Genomic DNA, 20,182 nt, shown 5'->3' on the forward strand with positions numbered 1-20,182 from the left:
ACAGGAAGGAGTGAACGAGGTGACTTCTAAAAAACAATTGTTCGTGTGGGTATTCCCATTTTTAGTGATCATCTTATTGTTTTTCATCGTGCCACTTCTATATATGGTTATTTCTAGCTTTAGTAATAGTGATGGATTTACGTTGAATCAATATGAAACAGTACTTACTAATAGTTATATTTTGCAAGGGTTTAAAAATAGTATTACGCTGTCAGCTGTTTCTGCTTTAATTGCGTTAGTTGTAACGTTATTTGCTGTGTATGCTATTATGCGTTTTTCTGAGCCAGTTCGAGAGAAAGTATTAATTATTTCTAATTTAACGTCAAATTTCTCGGGTATTCCTTTATCATTTGCGTTTATTGTATTGCTTGGCAACAGTGGTTTGTTCACATTATTATTTGAAAAATGGGGAATTGACGAGCTTTCCTCTTTTTCCTTATATAGCTGGAGTGGTTTGTTGCTTATCTATGTTTACTTTCAATTACCACTTTCGCTTATGCTGTTGTATCCGATTTACTATGTAATTCAACAACAATGGAAGGATGCTGCGGCATTACTAGGAGCATCAACATTTCAATTTTGGTCCAAAATAGGAATTCCTATTATGCTTCCTGGTATTGTTGGGACGTTTAGTGTGTTGTTTGCGAATGCAATGGGGGCCTATGCTTCGGCGTATGCACTGACAGGAAGTAACTACAATTTAGTCGCGATACGAATTGGAGCATTGTTGTCAGGTGATATATTCGCACAACCAGAGCTTGCAAGTGCGATTGCAGTTTTGCTTGGCGTGACAATGATTACTGCAATGTTGTTAAGTGAGTGGAGTATTAAGAAAACTAGGAGGAATTTATAGTGAGAAAAAGAGGATTTGCTGATCTATTTTTTATCTTCCTGATTTTATATTTATTCATCCCAATCTTAGCAACAACACTTTATGCCTTTGCAACTAATTGGAATAGGACAGTGTTACCAGAAGGATTAACGTTTAAATGGTTAGCTACTTTGTTTCAGGATGCGAGTTTCATTGAAGCTGTTGGACGATCTGTATTACTATCTGGAGGAGCAGTTATCATCGCTTTATTGTTAATAGTACCTGCCATTTTTGTCATCGTTCTTTATTTTCCAAAGTATGAGAAATGGATTCAAGTGGCGGTTGTACTGGTATATGCATTTCCAGGGGTAATTTTAGCTGTTGGTTTAATTCGGGCATATTCTGGAATTGGAGTGTCAATGGTATTAGTTGTTTTGGGTACTTATGTAGTTAGTATTTTACCTTACATTTATCAGGGAACACGTAATAGTCTGCGAAACGTGAATGCTCGGCAGTTAATAGATGCTGCCGAATTACTGGGCGCATCAAAGGTGCAGGCATTTACGAAGATTTTATTGCCAGCTGTTTATCCAGGGCTGTTTGCAGGGGCGTTATTATCATTTTCCATTCTGTTCGGAGAATTTGTTTTGATTAACCTAGTAGTTGGTTCGCGTTTTGAAACGGTTCAAATTTATCTAATGAAAAAATTAAGTACCAGTGGGCACATCGCAAGTGCGGTTGTATTTGTTTACTTAGTGTTGATGGGCGTATTAACTTTTATCATCTCCGTCCTAACTAAACGATCGAAAGGTGTTGCGAATACATGAGTTATGTAGTAATTGAGGGTCTTCATAAAGAGTATAGCACGAATACGGTATTGTCTAGTATTGATATGACCATTGAAAAAGGTGAGTTTGTAACGCTACTAGGTCCAAGTGGTTGTGGGAAAAGCACCATTTTACGAATTATTGCTGGGCTAACAGAAGTAACAGCTGGAGCGGTAAAAATTGAGGGGAAAGTAATGAATAATATCCAACCGAAAAACCGGGAAGTAGGAATGGTTTTTCAATCTTATGCATTATTTCCAAATATGACAGTGAAAGAGAACGTTGCATTCGGGCTAAAAATGAAAAAAATGGATGCGAAAGAGATTGAACGACAAGTGGAGGAAATACTTGCTATTGTCGATTTGTCCGATAAAGTAAGTGCCTATCCGCATCAATTATCTGGTGGTCAGCAGCAGCGTGTTGCACTTGCGCGAGCACTCATTGTCCGTCCAAAGGTTTTATTGTTAGATGAACCTTTAAGTGCTTTAGATGCGCAGATTCGTAAAAAGTTGCAAGCTGACCTGCGTTCTATTCAATTGAAGCTCGGCATTACGATGATTTTAGTAACACATGACCAAGAGGAGGCAATGGCAGTTTCTGATAAGATTTTCGTAATGAATAAAGGAGCAATTGCTCAAAGAGGTACGCCTACTGAAATTTATACGAAGCCAGAAAGTGAATTTATCGCCAATTTTATTGGAAATTATAATGTATTTACACGTAAAGAGCTAGAGCAAATAATAGGCGAGAAATTACCTGGTGATGCTTTGAAGTTTGCCGTTCGTCCTGAAGCCATCCATTTCGATGCAGCTCCTGGAGATCTAAAAATTATTGGAATTGCGAAAGAATCGGTTATGAGCGGAAACGTTATTCATACGCTTTTTCAAGCAGGTGAACGAACATTTTCTTTGGAGCAGCTTCATCAACGAGGGTATGCAATAGAGCTAGGAAAGGCGTATGAATGCTATATCGCTCGGGAAGATGTGATTGAGTTAATATGACACACTCGAAACTTGAACGATTTGAACATATATTAAGTAGGCTAGAATTTGATGGGAAGATTGTAGTCTCTGCTATTGCGGAAGAGTTAAATGTTGCTCCGGAAACCATTCGAAGAGACTTTGATGAATTAGAGCAGCAGCATCTTTTGACAAGAGTTCATGGTGGTGCAGTCAAGTTTATTAATTTACGAAAAGAACCAGAGTTTTTACGGAAGATGGACATGCATAGAGAAGCGAAACGTGAAATTGCAAAAGTTGCAGCTATGAGAATAAGCGATGGCGATACAATAGCGGTGGATGTGGGTACAACAACGGTTCATATAGCAGATTTCTTAGCAGAGGTGAACAATGTGACGGTTGTCACGAATTCCATTGCAGCAGCTGAAAGGTTTAATTTAGCAATCGAGGAAAAACGAATGACAGGAAAAGTGATTCTGCTAGGAGGAACTACCAATCCTGCACAGTCTTCTGTTAGTGGTTCGATGACATTAGAGTGGTTAAGTAAAATGAACTTGGATAAAGCATTTTTATCGTGTGGTGGAGTAGATGCAGGAATTGTTTATGATTACGACTTAGACGAATCACTCGTATCTGCAAGGATGGTGGAAAATAGTTATAGCTGTATATTGTTAGCTGATCATTCCAAAATGAATCAAAAATCCTTTTATAAGATTTGTGGGTTAAATGAGTTGTCAGAAGTTATTTCAAATGAGCGATATCCAGTAGATTGGCATGGATACGATGGTACGTGGACGATGGTAGATGGAGGTATGTATAAATGAAAATAGATTATCACGTGCATTTGGAGGAAGGCCCTTACTCATTTCGTTGGTTAGAGCGAACTTCCGAAGCGATTGCCTCATTTGATTTACCAGATGGGTTAGAAAAAGGTACGAAAGATTTTGTGACTTGGCAAGTAAATTCATGGAAAAATAGATTGGATAAAGGATGTTATTCGGAAGAGTGGTTGGATCTTTATTTGAAACGTGCGAAGCAACTTGGATTGAAGGAAGTCGGAATAGTCGATCATTTATATCGTTTTCGTGAAACAAGAGATTATTTTGAGAAAAACATGTTGTTGGATCCTGCGAATGATGTAGGAAAAGTACAGAGATACTGGTTGGACCGAGTGATGACCGAGAATATGGATGACTTTATAAACGCCATTTTGTCTGCGAAAGAGAAATGGAGCCGCGAAGGTGTCGATTTGAAATTGGGAATCGAAGCCGATTATTTTGCTGGGTGTGAAGAAGAGTTAGTTGAGTTACTTAGTGAGCACCCGTGGGATTATGTGATTGGCTCCGTTCATTTTGTAGATGGCTGGGGATTTGATAATCCGCAAACAGTAGAAGTTTTTGAAACGATGGATTTGAAAGCATTGTATAACCGATTTTTTCAAACGGTCGAGAAAGCGATTCGCTCGGAAATATTTGATTTTGTCGCGCATTTAGACAACTTGAAAGTGTTCAATTTTCGAGTCGATGATGAAAAGTTTAATAATGAGTGGTATGCGCGAATTGCAGATGCCCTTATGGAAACAGGAACTGCAACAGAAGTGAATGCAGGACTGTATTATCGATATCCCGTGAAAGAAATGTGTCCTAGCCCTGCTTTTGTCCAGATTCTAGTGAAGCGCGGTGTATCGTTTACAGTTTCTTCCGATTCCCATTATCCAGATGATTTAGGGAAGCATACTAGTGAGAATATAGGTATGCTGAAGGAACTCGGTGTTGAGAACTTGGTTGGATTTGATGGTAGGGTGCGGAAGTATAATCGGTTGTAAAAGTAATTGCCTTTATTGTGAGAAATGGTCGGAATTCTGCGGAATTTGGTCTCGGTTCTAAGTTGGTTAGTCTCGGCTTCGGGAAGGTTAGTCTCGGTTATAATGGAATTGGTCTCGAAGTGCCACTTGGTAACATTTATTGGATAAAAATTACATCGCCTGTGTTATATATGAGCTGTATCAACTGGAGATAACTTTATATTATGAGAAATGGTTGCTGTTATGCGGGAAATGGTCTCGGTTCTAAGCTGGTTAGTCTCGGTTATAAAGAAATTAGTCTCGAAGTGCCACTTTGGTACATTAATTGGATAAAAATTACATAACCTATTTCTATATATGAGCTGTTTCAACTGTAGATTACTTGATATTATGATAAATGGTCTCGATTCCAGTTGAGTTGGTCTCGGAATAAGCTTAATTAGTCTCGGTTAACAATTAATTGGTCTCGCTTAGTAACCGATTAGTCTCGAAGTGCCATTAATTGTAAATAAAAACACGCCCCTTTCAAAAAGAAGAGGCGTGTTGACTTAGATTTCGATTGGTTTCTTCGCTCGGATATCGCCGAGGAAAAATTTGCCGTAGGGAATCATTTTTTGAATGACGATGGAAATTAAAATTGGTATGACTAGTCCCAGTGTAGTGAATCCGATTATTCCATATTGGAAATAGTCATTCAAAATAATATCCGTTAATATATGCAAATACATAATTGATATCGAGTGTTTTTCAATATTGGCTAGCCAATTTAAAGGTACTATTTTTGTGAGTCTTTGGAAAAGACCAAGAATCACAATAATAAAAGCTATGGGAATCACTAAGTCTAATACTAGGTGATCATATCTTAAAAACTTCATACTTAAATGGTAGTCAATAAAACCAACTCTGTCCGCAAAGACTGCGCCAATTGCCACAACGCCTGCCCCCATGAGCCAAGGGAGTGTGATGTTCATCCAGACAGATTTTGCATAATAGCCAAGGGCGAAGTAAACAATAGCCATTAACACAACATCCAAATTCCAAAGCATTGGAATCGTTTGAGAAGCTTCGTCAGGTGCTCCGCTAATAACACGCATTGCGAAGATACTTTCAAAATGTGCTACAAGGTAACATGTTGCTAGCAAAATTATTTGTTTTACACGGCTTAAATGTTTTGTCATCCAAATGAATAGCAAATAAGTGAAAAATAAAGTAGTTACAAACCAGAAAACGCCATAAGCTCCACGAGCGAATCGCCCTCCTATAACTAATGTCGATAAATCTTGCAAATACCAAGACAAATCGAAGTTTCCTAACGATAGCTCCATTCCATATCGAATTCCAGTAATAATCATTAGGAAGAATAAATAAGGGACCATCAATTGTAAAAATCTCTTTTTAACCGTTTTATTGGAGCTTTCATCTTCTGAGATTTCTTTAAAAAACAGTCCGCTTAATAAGAAAAATGCTGGCATGTGGAACCAGTATATATATTTTGCAAGTGGGAAATCTAATTCTCCAGGATAATGACCGATCACAACTAAAATCATTAAAAACCCTTTTGTCACATCTACCCATGTTAATCTCTTTTTAGACATATTACATCCTCCAAGCTTTGATCTCCATGTTTATTTATCCATTATAAGGTGAATATAAACGTATATTGTGTTTCAATTATATTACAATAACGTAGAAAGGAGACTGTAAAATGTTGGATGTTGTATGTTTTGGGGATAGTATCACCGCTAGAAAAGAAGGATATCCTTCCCCTATATTGACTCACAAACTAACTTCTAAGCTCAAAAACTATCGATTCATCAACGCTGGTATATCCGGAAATACGACTGCTCAAGCAATGGAACGATTTGAAAAAGATGTACTTGCTAAAAAGCCTGACATAGTGACCATATTGTTTGGTGCCAATGACTCTTCCTTACATAAGTTTGTGGAGCTTGATACATTTAAGCAAAATATAAAAGAATTCACAAAGAGAATTGGACCAGAAAAAACGATTTTAATTACCCCTGCACCAGTAGATGAAGCTCTTCAACCAAATCGATCCAATGAACGATTAAAGCAATATGCTCAAGCCGTAAAGGAAGTAGCAGCAGAAACAGGGAGTCATACGATAGATTTTTTTTCTGTACTTTATTCAAAACCGAACTACAAAGAGCTATTAATAGGGGAAAAGAATGACGGTCTTCATTTTGGTAAAGCAGGATATGAGATCTTATCAGATTTGATTGTTCAGAAGCTAGAGGAGATGAATGAAAGTAATCAATCGCCTGGATTTTTGCGGAGACTGTTTCGAAAATTGTTCAATTAATAAGATGCTACCCTCTTTACAGTTTGTATTTTTTCAATAGGTATTGGAAAAGATAGGACTGAGTATGTGAAAAAGGAGTGGAAGGCATGTTACAGTTACAGACGGATCTAGAAGGTAAGAAGGCGTATTTTGGTGATTTGAAGAGTCGCATTCAAAGTCTCGGTTATTCAATCGGTGGAAATTGGGACTACCATAAAGGAAGCTTCGACAATGTTTTACATCGAGATGGTGGAGAGACGATTTATTTGCGACTACCTTTTGAGGTTTTAGAGGGTGATCTTGATCACCATGAAGCGTATATCCGTTTTCAAACGCCATATGTTATTAAACATGTGGTAAATATGGGATTGGATACAGACCAGAATTCCTTGCTGACGTCCTCGGGTTTTGATCAATTTCAAGATCCGGTAGACAAAGATGGTCACATTGAGAATAAAAACAGGTGGGCACACGCTGGTGAGCAGGCTGTACAACAAGTAGTTCAATATTTAAATTAAATAATATAGACCATTTCGCTATTTAGTGAAATGGTCTTTTTAATTCCAACAATTCACCTAAAGGAGTGCATACTTACATTCCGGCGCATATTTCTTTATAATAGAAGTCAAATAGTTATGTACTGGAAAGGACAGCGGCCGAAATGATGTTTGAACGGATAATTAATTCGGAGCAAGAAACAGAGGAACTTGCAAAGCAGCTTGCTGCTCTCTTAAAACCATCAGATGTGCTCACGTTAGAGGGAGATTTAGGAGCAGGCAAAACGACCTTTACAAAAAGTGTTGCCAAAGGACTTGGCATTACACGGAATGTGAATAGTCCAACGTTTACAATATTGAAGCAATACGAGGGTCGACTACCTTTGAATCATTTGGATGTTTATCGATTGGCAGATAGTGATGAGGACTTAGGTTGGGACGAGTTGTTTTACGGAGATGCGGTAAGTATTATCGAGTGGGCCCATTTAATAGAAGCTGATTTGCCGCCAGAGCGTTTGGCTATTGAGATACTACGCCTGGAAGATGAACAGCGAAAGTTTGCGTTTACTCCGTTTGGAAAACGTTATGAACAATTATGCGAGGAGCTTTTTGAATGATTTGGTTAGGAATAGATACATCACATACGCCGCTTGCGGTTGCTGTAGTAAAGGACGATCAAGTGCTTGCAGAGTATAAGTCGTCCCTTAAAATTACGCACTCAATCGGAACGATGCCAGCAATTGAAGAGTTATTGAAAAAGGCAGATATTAAACCGAATGAAATAGATGCAATTGCTGTTGCGAATGGTCCAGGTTCTTATACAGGTGTGCGTATCGGAGTAACGATTGGAAAGACTCTTGCGTGGACACTGAATATCCCGATTGTTTCGATATCGAGTTTACAAGTGTTAGCAGGCAATGTTCCGTTCTTTTCAGGGGTCGTTTGTTCCATTATGGATGCAAGACGCGGTAATGTGTTTACAGGAATTTATATGAATGAAGAAGTAGTGAATGAAGCGCATATGTCTCTAACAGAGCTACTTCAAACATTGGATGAAATGGGGCAACCGGTTTTATTTGTCGGAATGGATGTTTCGATTCATTGGGAACAAATTAAAGAGGTACTTGGAGACAAAGTGCAACGGGTGAATGCAGCGTTTAATCTGCCGAGTGCAGCTGTTTTAATTGAACTAGCTAAAAAGCAAGAAGCATCTGATGTGCATACGACTGTACCAGAGTATTTACGTGTAACAGAAGCTGAAGCTAATTGGATGAAAGAGCAGAAGAAAAATGGAAATTAATTATCGAAGAATGACTATAGAGGATATCGATCAAGTCTTACGTATAGAGCAAGAAGCCTTCACACTTCCTTGGACAAGAGAAGCGTTTGAACATGAAATGACGACAAACTTGTACTCCTATTATATTTTGGCAGAGACAGAAGAAAAAGAAATCGTTGGCTATTGCGGAATGTGGATTGTAATGGATGAAAGTCATATTACAAATGTAGCGGTAACTGAAAAGATGAGAGGTCTGAAAATTGGAGAGGGCCTCATGCGCGAAGCCATTCGAGTTGTGCTCGAGCAGGAAGTTGTTCTTATGACATTGGAAGTACGTGTATCAAATGATGTTGCCAAAAAATTATATTACAAATTAGGTTTCCAAGACGGCGGAATACGAAAAAATTATTATACAGATACTCAAGAGGATGCTCTTGTGATGTGGGTGGAATTTAAATGACAAAAGACCAATTTATATTAGGAATTGAAACGAGCTGTGATGAAACAGCTGCGTCTATAGTGAAGAATGGTAAGGAAATTATTTCGAATGTGGTCGCTTCTCAAATCGAGAGCCATAAACGTTTTGGTGGGGTAGTTCCAGAAATTGCTTCCAGACATCATGTGGAGCAAATCACGATAGTCGTGGAAGAAGCGTTAAAGCAGGCGAACATGACTCCGAAGGATTTGGATGCAGTAGCAGTAACGGAAGGTCCAGGATTAGTAGGTGCACTTTTAATCGGAATAAATGCAGCAAAAGCTTTTGCCTTTGCAAATGGACTTCCACTTGTGGGCGTTCATCATATCGCTGGCCATATTTATGCCAATGCGCTCGTTCAGCCGATGGAATTTCCGCTTCTGGCATTAGTAGTATCTGGTGGACATACCGAGCTAGTATTAATGAAGGAAGACGGTCAGTTCGAGTTAATTGGTGAAACACGAGACGATGCAGCAGGAGAAGCTTACGATAAGGTTGCTCGTGTTTTGAATCTTCCTTATCCAGGAGGACCACATATCGATCGACTGGCGACTGAAAGTGATGGGGCAGTGCCGTTTCCAAGAGCTTGGCTAGAAGAAGGATCTTATGATTTCAGCTTTAGTGGATTGAAATCTGCCGTTATCAATTATCAACATAATGCGGAGCAGCGTGGGGAGGAAATCAACCCAAACCATTTAGCAGCAGGCTTCCAAGAGAGCGTAATTGAAGTGTTGACTGCAAAAACACTAAGAGCAGCACGTGAGTTCGATGTGAAACAAGTTATTGCAGCGGGTGGAGTAGCAGCTAACAAAGGCCTTCGAAAATCATTGGAAGAAACATTTACTAAAGAAAACATCCCTTTTTATGTCCCACCAATTTCATTGTGCACGGATAATGCAGCAATGATAGCTGCAGCAGGAAACTCTAAGTTTTCGGCAGGTCAACTTGGGGATATGTCGATGAATGGTCGACCAGGGATGGAATTAAATAGTTGGAACTAATTTTCATTTAAGCACATGAGCTAAAGTTCTACTAGCTTTCACCTCGTGTTACGTGCTTTGAAAGCTAGTCTGGAAATACGAAATCCTCTTTTCTTCGACAAGAAAAGAGGATTTTTTTAACAGGTTCATTTCCAGTTGTCAATAGAGAACATTCGTACTTATGCACATTTTGTGGATAAGATGTGTATAAGGTGGTGAATTTCAATATATAGTGTCACATTTATACACTTTCATGTGGAAAACTATCTTTCGAATCTGTGGACAATGTGTATAAGTCTGTTGATATGTTGGTATTGCTTAGTTTTTTATGTGAATAAATTTGTGGAAAAAAATTATTATAATTTTGCACTTGACCAACATATATGGGCATGAATCGACAAATTATTATGGGTGCTTCATGGAGGTATGCTGATTACTTTTTCTTTATGATATACTGCCAGTGTGGTGGAAGGTCGTAAGTCTCTATATGCTTAAAATCAGTAAGACTAATTCTACTCGGAGTTATAGTAAAAGTTAACTGGTCTTTTCCAACAGGAATGTGTGGACCGACTACCGGAGTAACTTCAATCGTCACTGAAAATATATACCCACGATAACCATTAGTTCTTTCCATGTTTAAAATTTTTATTTGATACGGATAAACCATCGGGGAAATAAGAAGGGAATCTGAATAATAATTTGTGATCGCCTTATCGATATTTGGTGAGAGTAAGGATAAAAATAAATCCATCATTAGTTCTTCTTTTGACTTTTCTTCTGGTTGATAGTAATTTTGTGCAGGCTCATCAATAGCTCTATTTGAATGAACTAATATGGACGGTGGTAAAAGAAACAGAACAAAAGAAAAGACAAGTAATATTTTTTTCATCATAACGCCACCTTCATCATTATTTTGTTCAGAAAAAGTTAACTTATTTCCCCAAAATATTAGTGAATAGATAAAAAGTTTAAACGCTCAACGTGAGCTATACATAAATCAATGTTTCTGCGTGAAAAATAATTTGATATAAGGACGTGATTTCAATTTTTGCGATTGCCCTTTTTATACTTGCAGGATTAGCTGAAATTGGTGGTGGTTATCTCATTTGGCTATGGTTAAGAGAAGGTAAGCCGTATTATTGGGGTGTTTTGGGAGGTGTGGCATTAGCTTTGTATGGAGTAATTGCTACATTTCAAACTTTTCCATCGTTTGGCAGAGTGTATGCTGCTTATGGTGGTGTGTTTATAGTTCTTTCTGTATTATGGGGCTGGGGAATTGATAAGAAAACACCAGATTTTTATGATTGGATAGGTGCAGGTATATGCATAGTTGGTGTGTTAGTCATGCTATTCGCTCCGCGTCATTAAAAAAGGAGTTAAATAACAAGCAATCGGATGGTTTAGTTAAATAATCGGATGGTTATCAACTATAATCGGATGGTTTCAAGCAAAAATCGGATGGTTTACCGGGATAATCGGATGATTAACCAAAATAATCGGGTGGTTCCTCAATTCAAACAAAAAAGTAGTGTAAACCATTCCTCGGTTTACACTACTTATTTCATGAAACGATTTCTTCTAGTTGCTCTTGCAACTCTAACCATTCGTTGGACAAATTATCTTGTTTTTCTTTCCATTCATCTAGTTCTTTTTGCAATTGTTGTACAGCTTCGTGGTCTTGGAAAATTGCGGGGTCACAAAGCTTTTCTTCTATAGAAGCAATCTCTGTATCCACTAATGGAATTTGAGATTCAAGTTCTTCCAGTTGTCTACGGAGTTGGCGTTCTTTTTTCTTCGCTTCTTTATCAATCGTAGAAGTGCTTGCCTTTACGACAACGGCTTTTTCTATTGCTCCTGCGCTCTCAAGAGCCAGCTCTTCTAGTTCGAGTTTCTTTTCTAAATAGTAATCGTAATCTCCCAAAAATAGTGCTGCGTGATCATTCGATAATTCAACCACTTTCGTAGCGATTCTATTAATGAAGTAACGGTCATGCGAGACGAAAAGAATCGTTCCTGGAAAATCGAGCAATGCATTTTCAAGCACTTCTTTACTATCTAAATCTAAATGGTTGGTCGGCTCATCTAGCACTAACGTATTTGCTTTTAACAACATTAGCTTTGCTAGTGCAAGTCTAGCTTTCTCTCCACCAGATAAGGTAGAAACGGTTTTTTGAACATCGTCTCCACTAAATAGAAAACGACCTAATACGGTACGGACATCTTTTTCATTCATAAGTGGCCATTCGTCCCATAATTCAAGAAGTGCTGTTTTATTGCCAGTGAGAGCAGCTTGTTCTTGGTCGTAATAACCAAATTGGACGTTTGTGCCGTATTGAATTTTACCGCCTGCACTTTCTAGTTGTTTCATAATGGTCTTCAATAAGGTAGATTTACCGACACCATTTGGTCCGACTAGCGCTATTCTGTCCTGCTTATATACGGAAAAAGAAATATTTTTAGAAACGGATTTGCCAGGATAGCCAACAGAAACTTCTTCGAGTCTTAGTACATCATTTCCACTTGGCCGATCAATCGAAAAGCCGAAAGAAGCTGATTTTTCATCGCCATCTGGAGAATCCATCCAGTCTGTCTTCTCAATCACTTTGCGTCTCGATTGAGCCATTTTGGTTGTGGAAGCACGAGCTAAATTTCGATTGACAAAGTCTTCGAGTTTAGCTTTTTCCTCCTGCTGTTTTTCGTACATTTTTTTATCACGTTCGTAATTTTTTGCTTTTTGATCTAGGTAGCTACTATAGTTGCCGACATATCTAGTGACATTATGGCGAGATACTTCATAAACAAAGTTTACGACTTGATCTAAGAAATAGCGGTCATGGGACACGATAAGAATTGCGCCACTATAGTTTTTTAAGTAGTTTTCCAAAAAGTTCAGTGTTTCAATGTCCAAGTGGTTGGTCGGCTCATCCAATATAAGTAAATCGGGTTTGCTAAGTAGCATTTTAGCCAGTGCCAACCTAGTCTTTTGTCCACCAGATAATGCTTGTACAGGCTTATCATAATCCTCAGGGAAAAACTGCATTCCGTGTAAAATAGAACGGATATCTGATTCGTATCGATAACCGCCTGCTTCTTTAAAATTAAGCTGTAGCTCATCATACGCAGCTGTAACTCGTGCATAGGCATCGGAGTCCTCGTATACAGATGGATCTGCCATTTGCGTTTCTAAGGAACGAAGCTCTTTTTCAGATTCGATGAGATGATTAAAGATGGACTTCATTTCTTCCCATATAGAAAGTTTTGATTCTAATCCGGCATGTTGCTCTAAATATCCTAATCGAATGTTCTTAGGCATAATGATATCGCCGGAATCATACGACATTTCTCCAGCTATTATTTTAAGTAAAGTAGATTTTCCTGCACCGTTTCGACCTACAAGGGCTACCCGATCTCGGTCTTGAACCTCTAACTTTACATTAGTTAATATATCTTCTCCGTTAAAGGATTTTGTTACTTGATTGACTTGTAAAACAATCACGATGATTCGCACCTCAATTCTATCTTAAGTGTAATAGATAGGACTTGTCGTTGCAACGCTGTAGCATTATAATGAGGTAATGTTAAGAACGAAATTGGAGGGTTTTTGATGAAACCTGAACTACCGAGAATACCTCAAGCAACAACGAAGAGGCTTCCATTATATTATAGATTTTTACAAAGTTTTCATAATGCTGGACATAAAAGAGTATCATCACAAGAGTTAAGTGATGCGATGAAAATAGATTCCGCTACTATTCGAAGAGATTTCTCGCACTTTGGAGCACTTGGCAAAAAAGGTTATGGATACGATGTTGCTAACTTACTCCAGTTTTTTAGAAAAACACTCGATCAAGATGAAGCTGCAAATGTGGCACTTATTGGAGTTGGTAGTTTAGGAACTGCTTTTTTAAAATATAACTTTCAAAAAAACCATAATACCAAAATTGTAGTTGCTTTTGATACAAAAGCTCCGATAGAGGGAATGTTTGTAAGTGATATTCCTGTCTTTCATCCGAGTGTCATGGAAGAGAAGCTCGAGGAGCATGGTATCGAGTTGGTTATATGTACTGTTCCAAGTCGCACGGCACAAGAAGTAGCTGATCGATTAGCAAAAACGAATATTAAAGGGATTCTCAACTTTACCCCTGTCCGATTGACGGTACCTGATACAATTCGGGTCCATACAATCGATTTATCAGTTGAAGTACAAACCCTAATTTATTTAATTAGAAATGAACATAACGAATAAATTGAAAGCCTTCTACCCAATACTGATGGGTCGAAGGCTTTTCTTTATGTCTAGAGGTCAAATTTTCTTCCCCTAACGAACGATTTCTTTGGGGGGAAGAACATTTGCTTGTCGGAGGCCCACACGAAGTGGGTCATACAGTCGTTGCGACACGATGTCGCGAACTTAGACTGTATTCCTCTTTAGAGGCGCTTGCGCTTTTCTTTATGGCATTTGAGAGTAAGTTTCTAAGAACTTTTGTATAGTTTCTCCGTAAAACTGAAAGAGAACGACAAATCCATTTAATAGCATATGGGAGATGATAGATGCCACTATCCGCTTTGTCTTATGGTAAATAAAAGCGAATATAAACCCAGAAACAGCATATAGTAGTATGTGCGTAAAGTCGAAGTGAATGATTGCAAAGACTATAGCACTGACAGAAGCGGCTACGAAGAAATTTGTTTTTGGAAATAAAGAGCCGAAAATGATTCGGCGGAAAATTAGTTCCTCTAAAATAGGAGCGAAAATAACAATTGAAAAGATTGCCCAAGGAACAGCGTGAGCAATTTCTATAAATTGTGCTGTATTTTCGGATCCCGGTTCAACTCCTAATTTAAGTTCAATAGTAGCTGCAACACCTTGGCCTAGGAATACAAGAAAGAAACCGACGACTCCCCAGCCGATAGTTTGCCCAATAGGTGACTGTTTTCCTTTTAAAGGTCGTAAAAAGTTATTATCTTTTCTAATTAAAAGGAGTGTAACCAGTGTAGCAATCCCCATACTTAGGAACACCCACCATCCAGAAGCAACCAATGGAGGATTTTTTACGTCCATAGACTTAAATAGTATAAGTAGAAGTGGTGCAAAGATTGCTCCAGAAAGCTGCATCACGCAGTAAACAATTAATATATACAAGCCTGTTTTTTGTTGTTTCATACATTTTAGTTCCTTTCTAGATAACAATTCTCTTTTTATTGTAAAGGAAAAAAACAATAAAGGAAAAAGTTAACCTTCTCACTTGCAAAATGTTCTGTGATTAATTATTATTATAAGTGTGTTAGCACTCAAAGAGACAGAGTGCTAATAATATTAAATTCTACTATTTTAGGGAGGTAGTTTCACTTGTTAAGACCATTAGGTGATCGTATCGTAATCGAATTAATCGAAGCTGAAGAAAAAACAGCATCTGGCATCGTACTTCCAGACTCTGCTAAAGAGAAGCCACAAGAAGGAAAAGTTGTTGCTGTAGGTACTGGACGAGTACTTGAAAACGGAACTCGCGTTGAGTTAGACGTGAAAGATGGGGACCGTATCATCTTCTCTAAATATGCAGGAACAGAAGTGAAATATGAAAACAACGAATATTTAATATTACGCGAAAGCGATGTACTAGCTGTAATCGGCTAATAAAAACGAGATTATCATTCAATAATTAGGAGGTTATAAAAACATGGCAAAAGAAATTAAGTTCAGTGAAGACGCTCGTAGTGCAATGCTACGTGGAGTAGATAAACTTGCAGATGCTGTAAAAGTAACACTTGGACCAAAAGGACGTAACGTAGTTCTTGAGAAAAAATTCGGTTCACCACTTATTACAAACGATGGTGTAACAATTGCTAAAGATATCGAACTAGAAGATGCATTTGAAAACATGGGTGCTAAATTAGTTGCTGAAGTTGCATCTAAAACAAATGATATTGCTGGAGATGGTACTACAACTGCTACTGTTTTAGCACAATCTATGATTCGTGAAGGATTGAAAAACGTAACAGCTGGAGCTAATCCAGTAGGTATCCGTAAAGGTATCGACCTTGCAGTTGCAGCAGCAGTTACTGAATTAAAAGCAATCTCAAAAGAAATCGAAGGCAAAGAGTCTATCGCTCAAGTTGCTGCTATTTCTTCTGGTGATAATGAAGTAGGCGAATTAATCGCTGAAGCTATGGAACGCGTTGGTAACGACGGTGTTATTACAATCGAAGAATCTAAAGGATTCACTACAGAGCTTGACGTGGTAGAAGGTATGCAATTCGATCGCGGATACACTTCTGCGTATATGGCAACAAATACAGATAAAATGGAAGCAGTGCTTGATAATCCATATATCTTAATTACAGATAAAAAAATCTCTAGTATTCAAGAAATTCTTCCAGTACTTGAGCAAGTAGTACAACAAGGTAAACCTCTATTATTAATCTCTGAAGATATTGAGGGAGAAGCTTTGGCTACTCTAGTTGTTAACAAACTTCGTGGAACATTCAATGCTGTAGCTGTAAAAGCTCCAGGGTTTGGTGACCGTCGTAAAGCAATGCTAGAAGATATCGCTATCCTAACTGGTGCTGAAGTTATTACAGAAGACTTAGGATTAGACTTAAAATCAGCTAACATTTCGCAACTTGGACGCGCTTCTAAAGTTGTCGTAACAAAAGACAACACAACGATCGTTGAAGGTAACGGGGAATCAGAACGCATCGCTAGTCGTGTAGCTCAAATCCGTTCACAATTAGAAGAAACAACTTCTGAGTTTGACAAAGAAAAACTACAAGAACGCCTTGCTAAACTTGCTGGTGGTGTAGCGGTTGTTAAAGTTGGAGCAGCAACAGAAACGGAACTAAAAGAACGCAAACTTCGTATTGAAGATGCTCTAAACGCAACTCGTGCAGCTGTAGAAGAAGGTATCGTATCTGGTGGTGGTACTGCACTAGTGAACGTATACAACAAAGTAGCTGAATTAGCAGAAACAAAAGAAGGCGACGTAGCAACTGGACTAAGAATCGTACTACGTGCATTAGAAGAACCAGTTCGTCAAATCGCAAACAACGCTGGTCTTGAGGGATCAATCGTTGTGGATCGTTTAAAACGCGAAGAAATCGGTACTGGTTTCAACGCAGCAACAGGCGAATGGGTAAACATGATGGATGCTGGTATCGTAGATCCAACAAAAGTAACTCGTTCAGCACTTCAAAACGCTGCATCTGTAGCTTCACTATTCTTAACTACAGAAGCAGTAGTAGCAGACATCCCAGAACCAGCAGCTGGTGGAATGGGAATGCCTGATATGGGTGGAATGGGCGGCATGATGTAACTTCCACAGGATGTGGTGGCTTAGGCATTGCAACAGGATGTTGCGGTTTTTGCCTAAGTTCCTTAATCCAGGATGTTGTTCACTCGGACGTTGTGACGCGATGTCGCGCTTTTAGTCCGAGCTACTCTTCCCATCAACCCCTTGATATATAAGGGGTTGTATGTAAGGTGAAAGTGAAATGCTAACATTTTGCTAACATATAGGATTATATTAGAGGCTTCTCATTAGTTGTGCAAACTTTTGGGAAGCTTCTTTTTTCATTTCTTTTGTCGCGTGGAGATAGACATTCTTTGTGGTAGGGACGATTATTATTGACTGGATATGCTCGATATATTTAAATAATGTTGTTGTCTTAAGCCAAATGACCATATTACTTATAGTTATTGTTTCATCAGTCTGGGAATTTTTCTAGCTCACTATTAAATCGATGTGTTGGTTATTGTATTATAGATATTAGAACGACTGTCTCAATAAATATTTATAAAATAAAAATTAAGGAGAATTACATGGCCTGGAGCAAATTGAAGCAAAATCTAGAGAGCTTTCTCTGTCCTGCATTATATGGAAGAGTTGAATACCTTGCAACCAGCTACCGTTATTTACCTGATAAAGCAGGACTTTGTTATATTGCGGTAGATAAAAAGAATGTACTTAATATGAGTGATAAAACTACCTTTATCAGATGGTATCAGACGGAGCTGGAAATTAAGAATGATTCAGATATCCAAATTCCTATCAACAATGAAGAAATTGAAGCGGTAAGAAAAGAAACCAAGGGGATAGTTCCGGAGGATCGTCTACAAGTAATTGCAAGGAGTAGAAAATTATCAGAATATGCAAAGGCGCTTTTGTCAGCGCAGTCATCATTAAGTAAATCAAATTTTATCGTTGTAGCTAATAAGTTTTTATCCACTTCTATAGAGGAAAGCATAGAGAGCAATGATATCCTATTGAATATTCTAGCTTTGGTGGACAGACGGGTTGGGAAAAAACGAATTTTAAACATGAGTGAGAAGATGAAGTTAAAGCATCCAATTGTGCAGTATTTTTATGAACTACGGCTTAGTACGTTATGATAAATAAAAGTATTAGATGCCAACCGGTTATGGTGTGTATGATTGTACATATATATATGAATTAACACGAATGTTTGTAAACCAGGAAACCTGCAAGGATTTACATAGAAAATAATAGGATGGTGCTTCTATGATTGGTATGGGCTATCGGACGATAAAGACTGCTGTAGGAGCAGGGCTGGCAATTTGGATTGCGAGTTTATTGGATTTGGAATTTGCAACATTTGCAGCAATTATTGTTATTATGTGTATCGAGAAAACGAAGAAAAAGACATTAATTACAATTAAGGATAAATTCTTTGCCTCTCTTTTATCTTTGATTCTTGGTGGTTTGTTCTTTGAAGTATTAGGTTATTATCCCATTGTCTTTTCCTTATTTATTTTATTATTTGTTCCAATCCTCGTAAGAGCTCACATCCAGGGTGGTTTTGTCACAAGTATGGTTGTCGTATTACATGTTTATACGGTAAAGGATGCTAACTGGGCTATGTTTCTGAACGAGCTCTATATTATTTTAATCGGTATGGGAATTGCTCTTCTCGTCAATAGTTTCATGCCAAGCTTCAAGCGGGACATTGAAATCTTTAAGAAGGAGATTGAACAAAAGTTTGAAATTCTTCTCTTTGAACTCTCTGCCCATTTAAGGGATAATATGCGAAGCTGGGATGGGAAAGAAATACTTGAGGTAGAAGATTTGATTAATCAATCCAAAAGCATTGCCATTCAAGATGTAGAAAATCATCTGTTGCGAAAACAAAATATAGATTATTATTATCTGGAAATGCGAGAGGATCAACTGGAACTCCTAAAACATATGATGAAAATCGTTGCTATTTTCTCTTCATCCAGCCTAGACGTCAAACAGAAAGAAATGTTTGCGGAGTTCTTGGAGAATTTAAGTCGGAATGTTCATTCGGGAGATACAACGGACATTTCATTAAATGAGTTAGAGGAATTAAATGCCTTGATCAGCAAGATGGAGTTGCCAAAGACAAGAGAAGAATTTGAAATACGGGCGAATCTATTTTATTTGATTTTTGAAATGAAAAACTACTTAAACATAAAGAAAAAACTTTTTGCCAAAAGAAGTCGATAAGTCGATAGTGGAAGGAGCTTGTGAGAGAGGATATTCAGATGATGCATCACGATTTCATAAAATAAACAGCGGATATCGATTATATAATACTCTGTCGATATCCTGTTGATTTTTAATATATTTTCTGGATTTGGGGTGCGTAAGGAGCAATGGGTTTGAGAAATTCCACTGAACGACATTATTTATATTTTAGGAGGATAAAAACTTCCATTTTACATTAATCTAAAGTTGAATTGTGGAATTGATTTTCAGCTAGGTGTTTTGGGCGGGGAAGATTTGCAATCAGTTATCAGAGTATACGGCGAGTTTGCTCCTTATACGAAAGTTAACAGCGTTCAAGAGCTTTTAGAATCAATGGCTTCATCATAATGTTGTGAAAGTGTAACTGGCTGTTTCTGAATAAGAGACAATCAGTTTTTTTTAGGATCTACAATAAATGTTAGGGTCTTCAAACAATTATGTTCATAAAAAATGTAGATGAATACACGCACGAATGTTATTTGTCTACCGTACTAAAGGCACGTCATAAGATGTCTGAATATAAAAATTTATCAAATAACTATAATATTGTTTTAATAATATTTACTTTCGGGTTTTATTTGTAAAGTAAAATTGGACATTTTTATTCAAATTCTACGGGGTGGGAAAACACAGAAATATCAGAGAGAACTAATATGAAAGCATAATTATTTTTTTTAGAATAGAGTGGTTTGGGCTTTATATAAAATTTCATTTATTGCAAAATTCTTTAAACACGTAAGGGAAC

21 protein-coding genes are annotated in these 20,182 nt (G+C 37.8%); 17 read left to right on the forward strand and 4 right to left on the reverse strand.

The genetic code is table 11. The features are described 5' to 3' along the window. Positions 1-19: 19 nt before the first annotated feature. From AM499_RS19570 to AM499_RS19590, 5 genes are read left to right on the forward strand one after another with little or no spacing between them, the layout of a single operon-like run. Positions 20-853: an ABC transporter permease gene (locus AM499_RS19570; protein WP_053591766.1), complete on the forward strand. Its 834-nt coding sequence runs from the start codon at positions 20-22 to the stop codon at positions 851-853. Further along, positions 853-1,638 carry an ABC transporter permease gene (locus AM499_RS19575; protein WP_053591767.1) on the forward strand — a complete coding sequence of 262 codons (786 nt, stop codon included), beginning with the start codon at positions 853-855 and terminating at the stop codon, positions 1,636-1,638. Before AM499_RS19570 ends, AM499_RS19575 begins: the two co-directional genes overlap by 1 nt. Further along, positions 1,635-2,639: an ABC transporter ATP-binding protein gene (locus AM499_RS19580; RefSeq protein ID WP_053591768.1), complete on the forward strand. Its 1,005-nt coding sequence runs from the start codon at positions 1,635-1,637 to the stop codon at positions 2,637-2,639. The genes AM499_RS19575 and AM499_RS19580 overlap by 4 nt, the downstream gene beginning before the upstream one ends. After that, positions 2,636-3,421, forward strand: coding sequence for a DeoR/GlpR family DNA-binding transcription regulator (locus AM499_RS19585; protein ID WP_053591769.1), 786 nt, complete (start codon positions 2,636-2,638; stop codon positions 3,419-3,421). Before AM499_RS19580 ends, AM499_RS19585 begins: the two co-directional genes overlap by 4 nt. Beyond that, entirely contained in the window at positions 3,418-4,422 is a 1,005-nt protein-coding gene (locus tag AM499_RS19590; RefSeq protein ID WP_053591770.1) for a histidinol phosphate phosphatase domain-containing protein, read from the forward strand. The genes AM499_RS19585 and AM499_RS19590 overlap by 4 nt, the downstream gene beginning before the upstream one ends. 527 nt (positions 4,423-4,949) lie before the next feature. On the opposite strand, the gene AM499_RS19595 is transcribed toward AM499_RS19590, so the two are convergent. Next, the gene (locus AM499_RS19595) at positions 4,950-5,996 is read right to left on the reverse strand and encodes an acyltransferase family protein (protein WP_053591771.1); all 1,047 of its coding nucleotides are present in this window, start codon (positions 5,994-5,996) and stop codon (positions 4,950-4,952) included. Between the two features lie 110 nt (positions 5,997-6,106). Between AM499_RS19595 and AM499_RS19600 the strand changes: the two genes are divergently transcribed. From AM499_RS19600 to tsaD, 6 genes are all read left to right on the forward strand, one after another. Next, positions 6,107-6,724, forward strand: coding sequence for an SGNH/GDSL hydrolase family protein (locus AM499_RS19600; RefSeq protein ID WP_053591772.1), 618 nt, complete (start codon positions 6,107-6,109; stop codon positions 6,722-6,724). A gap of 86 nt (positions 6,725-6,810) precedes the next feature. After that, the gene (locus tag AM499_RS19605) at positions 6,811-7,221 is read left to right on the forward strand and encodes a YugN family protein (RefSeq protein ID WP_053591773.1); all 411 of its coding nucleotides are present in this window, start codon (positions 6,811-6,813) and stop codon (positions 7,219-7,221) included. A 143-nt stretch (positions 7,222-7,364) separates the two neighbouring features. Next, a complete protein-coding gene (gene tsaE / locus AM499_RS19610) occupies positions 7,365-7,817 on the forward strand; it encodes a tRNA (adenosine(37)-N6)-threonylcarbamoyltransferase complex ATPase subunit type 1 TsaE (protein WP_053591774.1) in 453 nt (150 codons plus the stop codon). Further along, positions 7,814-8,500 (forward strand): tRNA (adenosine(37)-N6)-threonylcarbamoyltransferase complex dimerization subunit type 1 TsaB, encoded by a 687-nt coding sequence (gene tsaB, locus AM499_RS19615; protein ID WP_053591775.1) that lies wholly within the window; start codon positions 7,814-7,816, stop codon positions 8,498-8,500. The genes tsaE and tsaB overlap by 4 nt, the downstream gene beginning before the upstream one ends. Further along, positions 8,490-8,939: a ribosomal protein S18-alanine N-acetyltransferase gene (rimI, locus tag AM499_RS19620; RefSeq protein ID WP_053591776.1), complete on the forward strand. Its 450-nt coding sequence runs from the start codon at positions 8,490-8,492 to the stop codon at positions 8,937-8,939. The genes tsaB and rimI overlap by 11 nt, the downstream gene beginning before the upstream one ends. Further along, positions 8,936-9,955, forward strand: a complete 1,020-nt coding sequence (tsaD, locus tag AM499_RS19625) for a tRNA (adenosine(37)-N6)-threonylcarbamoyltransferase complex transferase subunit TsaD (RefSeq protein WP_053591777.1) — start codon at positions 8,936-8,938, stop codon at positions 9,953-9,955. The genes rimI and tsaD overlap by 4 nt, the downstream gene beginning before the upstream one ends. Positions 9,956-10,367: 412 nt before the next feature. Here tsaD and AM499_RS19630 read toward each other — a convergent pair whose 3' ends face one another. After that, complete coding sequence (locus AM499_RS19630) at positions 10,368-10,823, reverse strand: DUF3888 domain-containing protein (RefSeq protein WP_053591778.1); 456 nt, start codon at positions 10,821-10,823, stop codon at positions 10,368-10,370. Between the two features lie 155 nt (positions 10,824-10,978). Between AM499_RS19630 and AM499_RS19635 the strand changes: the two genes are divergently transcribed. Beyond that, positions 10,979-11,302, forward strand: coding sequence for a YnfA family protein (locus AM499_RS19635; RefSeq protein ID WP_053592301.1), 324 nt, complete (start codon positions 10,979-10,981; stop codon positions 11,300-11,302). A gap of 193 nt (positions 11,303-11,495) precedes the next feature. On the opposite strand, the gene AM499_RS19640 is transcribed toward AM499_RS19635, so the two are convergent. Next, positions 11,496-13,430 carry an ABC-F family ATP-binding cassette domain-containing protein gene (locus AM499_RS19640; protein ID WP_053591779.1) on the reverse strand — a complete coding sequence of 645 codons (1,935 nt, stop codon included), beginning with the start codon at positions 13,428-13,430 and terminating at the stop codon, positions 11,496-11,498. Positions 13,431-13,538: 108 nt separating this feature from the next. On the opposite strand from AM499_RS19640, the gene AM499_RS19645 reads away from it, so the two are divergent. Beyond that, on the forward strand, positions 13,539-14,180 hold the full coding sequence (locus AM499_RS19645) for a redox-sensing transcriptional repressor Rex (protein WP_053591780.1): 642 nt from the start codon (positions 13,539-13,541) through the stop codon (positions 14,178-14,180). A gap of 204 nt (positions 14,181-14,384) precedes the next feature. Here AM499_RS19645 and AM499_RS19650 read toward each other — a convergent pair whose 3' ends face one another. Further along, entirely contained in the window at positions 14,385-15,098 is a 714-nt protein-coding gene (locus AM499_RS19650) for a CPBP family intramembrane glutamic endopeptidase (RefSeq protein ID WP_053591781.1), read from the reverse strand. A gap of 186 nt (positions 15,099-15,284) precedes the next feature. On the opposite strand from AM499_RS19650, the gene groES reads away from it, so the two are divergent. From groES to AM499_RS19670, 4 genes are all read left to right on the forward strand, one after another. Next, complete coding sequence (gene groES, locus AM499_RS19655; protein WP_053591782.1) at positions 15,285-15,569, forward strand: co-chaperone GroES; 285 nt, start codon at positions 15,285-15,287, stop codon at positions 15,567-15,569. 43 nt (positions 15,570-15,612) lie between these two features. After that, positions 15,613-17,244, forward strand: a complete 1,632-nt coding sequence (gene groL / locus AM499_RS19660; RefSeq protein WP_053591783.1) for a chaperonin GroEL — start codon at positions 15,613-15,615, stop codon at positions 17,242-17,244. 506 nt (positions 17,245-17,750) lie between these two features. Next, complete coding sequence (locus AM499_RS19665) at positions 17,751-18,320, forward strand: SF0329 family protein (RefSeq protein ID WP_053591784.1); 570 nt, start codon at positions 17,751-17,753, stop codon at positions 18,318-18,320. A gap of 130 nt (positions 18,321-18,450) precedes the next feature. Beyond that, complete coding sequence (locus tag AM499_RS19670) at positions 18,451-19,416, forward strand: aromatic acid exporter family protein (RefSeq protein WP_053591785.1); 966 nt, start codon at positions 18,451-18,453, stop codon at positions 19,414-19,416. The last annotated feature ends 766 nt before the right edge of the window (positions 19,417-20,182 follow it).

The organism is Bacillus sp. FJAT-22090 (genome assembly GCF_001278755.1).
In the GTDB taxonomy this organism is placed as follows: Bacteria; Bacillota; Bacilli; order Bacillales_A; family Planococcaceae; genus Psychrobacillus.

Coding starts and splice junctions, on each gene's coding strand:
- groL (WP_053591783.1), top strand. CDS start 15,613: ATGGCAAAAGAAATTAAGTTCAGTGAAGACGCTCGTAGTGCAATGCTA.
- AM499_RS19590 (WP_053591770.1), top strand. CDS start 3,418: ATGAAAATAGATTATCACGTGCATTTGGAGGAAGGCCCTTACTCATTT.
- AM499_RS19670 (WP_053591785.1), top strand. CDS start 18,451: ATGATTGGTATGGGCTATCGGACGATAAAGACTGCTGTAGGAGCAGGG.
- AM499_RS19600 (WP_053591772.1), top strand. CDS start 6,107: ATGTTGGATGTTGTATGTTTTGGGGATAGTATCACCGCTAGAAAAGAA.
- rimI (WP_053591776.1), top strand. CDS start 8,490: ATGGAAATTAATTATCGAAGAATGACTATAGAGGATATCGATCAAGTC.
- AM499_RS19585 (WP_053591769.1), top strand. CDS start 2,636: ATGACACACTCGAAACTTGAACGATTTGAACATATATTAAGTAGGCTA.
- tsaD (WP_053591777.1), top strand. CDS start 8,936: ATGACAAAAGACCAATTTATATTAGGAATTGAAACGAGCTGTGATGAA.
- AM499_RS19605 (WP_053591773.1), top strand. CDS start 6,811: ATGTTACAGTTACAGACGGATCTAGAAGGTAAGAAGGCGTATTTTGGT.
- AM499_RS19665 (WP_053591784.1), top strand. CDS start 17,751: ATGGCCTGGAGCAAATTGAAGCAAAATCTAGAGAGCTTTCTCTGTCCT.
- AM499_RS19580 (WP_053591768.1), top strand. CDS start 1,635: ATGAGTTATGTAGTAATTGAGGGTCTTCATAAAGAGTATAGCACGAAT.
- AM499_RS19630 (WP_053591778.1), bottom strand. CDS start 10,823: ATGAAAAAAATATTACTTGTCTTTTCTTTTGTTCTGTTTCTTTTACCA.
- AM499_RS19595 (WP_053591771.1), bottom strand. CDS start 5,996: ATGTCTAAAAAGAGATTAACATGGGTAGATGTGACAAAAGGGTTTTTA.
- tsaB (WP_053591775.1), top strand. CDS start 7,814: ATGATTTGGTTAGGAATAGATACATCACATACGCCGCTTGCGGTTGCT.
- AM499_RS19650 (WP_053591781.1), bottom strand. CDS start 15,098: ATGAAACAACAAAAAACAGGCTTGTATATATTAATTGTTTACTGCGTG.
- AM499_RS19645 (WP_053591780.1), top strand. CDS start 13,539: ATGAAACCTGAACTACCGAGAATACCTCAAGCAACAACGAAGAGGCTT.
- tsaE (WP_053591774.1), top strand. CDS start 7,365: ATGATGTTTGAACGGATAATTAATTCGGAGCAAGAAACAGAGGAACTT.